This is a genomic window from Streptomyces sp. NPDC004838, from assembly GCF_053600955.1.
Map to the genome: position 1 here is coordinate 1 of NZ_JBSGAW010000074.1, position 2,165 is coordinate 2,165.

General features: G+C 69.5%; 2 protein-coding genes. One reads left to right on the top strand and one right to left on the bottom strand.

What is annotated here, in order from left to right; genetic code table 11:
* On the bottom strand, positions 1-638 hold a 638-nt coding region (locus tag ACWEFL_RS36060), incomplete at its 3' end, for an alpha/beta fold hydrolase (protein WP_451721339.1).
* Positions 639-897: 259 nt separating this feature from the next.
* On the opposite strand from ACWEFL_RS36060, the gene ACWEFL_RS36065 reads away from it, so the two are divergent.
* The gene (locus tag ACWEFL_RS36065; RefSeq protein ID WP_451721341.1) at positions 898-2,109 is read left to right on the top strand and encodes a TerD family protein; all 1,212 of its coding nucleotides are present in this window, start codon (positions 898-900) and stop codon (positions 2,107-2,109) included.
* Positions 2,110-2,165 lie beyond the last annotated feature (56 nt).

A 2,165-nucleotide genomic window follows, 5' to 3' on the forward strand; every position in this document is an offset into this window, starting at 1 on the left:
TCGGCGCGGAAGTCGGTGGGCCAGGTCAGGGGGGCGGCCGCGGCGGCGATGGGGCCGGAGCCGGTGGCGGTGTTCCAGGCGTGGCGGACGGCTTCCTCGCTGACGCGGGTGCCGAGGTTCTCGTCGAGGTTGTAGAAGTCGTTGTAGAAGCCGGTGAAGAAGGCGTAGCGGTCCTTCTTGACGGCTTGGGAGACGCCTTCGAAGAAGGAGGGGGGTGCGGCGCCGTCGGGGTTGTCGTCGGTGATGGCGAGGTACGGTTCGAGGGCGGCGAGGAAGACGGCTCTGGCGACGCGGTCGGAGCCGTAGACCGAGAGGTAGCGGGCGACTTCCCCGGTGCCCATGGAGAAGCCGACCAGGACCGCGTCGTTCAGGTCCAGCGTCTCCAGCAGGACATGGAGGTCGGCGGCGAAGGTGTCGTAGTCGTAACCGGTCGAGGGCTGGCTGGACTTCCCGAAACCGCGCCGGTCGTAGGTGATCACCCGGTACCCGGCGTCCAGCAGGGCCGGCACCTGCCCCTCCCACGAGTTCCCGTCCAGCGGATACCCGTGGATCAGCACCACCGGCTGCCCGGCCCCCTTGTCCTCGTAGTGCAGCTCGATGTCCACACTGTTCTCCGTACCGACCTTGATACGCCCCATGATCCTGACCCCTTCCGGGAGTTCGGTGTGTGTCGCGTTCCGACACCCATGACTATACGACCGGTCTACTCGCGACGTCAACACGTCCACGCCGAGAGTTGTCGGGGTCGTGATCGGCCATGTGCCGGAGAGTGGGGCGTCGTCCACGGGAGGACTCCGGACCGGTCAGGCCGCCGAGAGGGAAGCGCCGCGGGAGCGGGTCCGTCAGCGCGCCGAAAGGTAAGGGAACGGCAAAGCGCCCTTACTCGTTACCCCTGTCATGACAGCTATGACTCCCGGCTCGAACATCCCTCTCTCCTCCGCCCGCGTGGCGGTGGACGTCGCCGCACCCGTGCGGCTCGACGTATCGGGCCTGCTGCTCACCGCCGACGGCAAGGTGCGCTCGGACGACGACTTTATTTTTTACAACCAGCCGACGGGCCCCGGAGTCAGCTACCGCTCCGGCGGGGGCGCCGCCCCGGACGCGATCGTGGTGGACACCGCCGCCCTCCCGCCCGGCATCGAGAAGATCGTCGTGACGGCCAGCCCGGACGCGGCGGGCCAGACCTTCCAGGGCATCGAGCCCACCGCCACCATCCGGAACGCGGACGACGGCAGCGCGATGGCCACGTTCACCCCGCCGCGGCTCGGCGGCGAGACCGCGCTGGTCGTCGTGGAGATCTATCTGCGCAACGGCGCCTGGAAGGCCCGCGCGGTGGGTCAGGGCTATGCGAACGGGCTGGCGGGCATCGCCACGGACTTCGGCGTCTCGGTGGAGGAGCCCGCCGCCGCCCCGGCCGCGCCCGTCGCCCCGCCGGCACCTCCCGCGCCCGTGGCGCCCGTCGACCCCAGGGTGGCCGCTCCGGCGCCCCCTGCTGCTCCTCCGGCTCCCCCGGCGCCCGCGCCCGGCACCGGGAAGGTCAATCTGGACAAGGGCCGGGTCAGCCTCCAGAAGAACCAGACGGTGTCGCTGGTCAAGGGCGGCCGCCCGCTGCTCTCCCAGGTCAAGATGGGCCTCGGCTGGGAGCCCGCGTACCGGGGCAAGAACATCGACCTGGACGCCTCGGTCATCGCCTACGGCCCGAACCGCAACCACCTGGACAGCTGCTACTTCGGCAAGCTGAACATCCTGAACAACGCGATCAGGCATTCCGGCGACAATCTGACCGGTGAGGGCGCGGGCGACGACGAGGTGATCACGGTCGACCTCGGCCGGCTCCCCGCGGAGGCCACCGGCCTGGTCTTCACGGTGAACTCGTTCTCGGGCCAGAAGTTCACCGAGGTCGCCAAGGCGTACTGCCGGCTGCTGGACGCGTCGACGGGTGAGGAGCTGGTCCGCTTCGAGCTGACCAGCGCGGAGCCGCAGACCGGCGTGATGATGGCGAAGCTGATCCGGCAGTTCTCCGGCGAGTGGGAGATGACGGCCATGGGCGACTTCGTGAAGTCCCGGACCGTGCGGGGCATGGTGAAGCCCGCGGCACAGGCGCTCTGAGGGGGCCGTGCCGTATCGCTGTCGTGGGGTTCGCCGTCATCTCGGTGACGGCGAAC

What these genes read in the sequence shown, in the direction of transcription:
- ACWEFL_RS36065 (WP_451721341.1), top strand. Translation starts at nt 898, where the DNA reads ATGACAGCTATGACTCCCGGCTCGAACATCCCTCTCTCCTCCGCCCGC.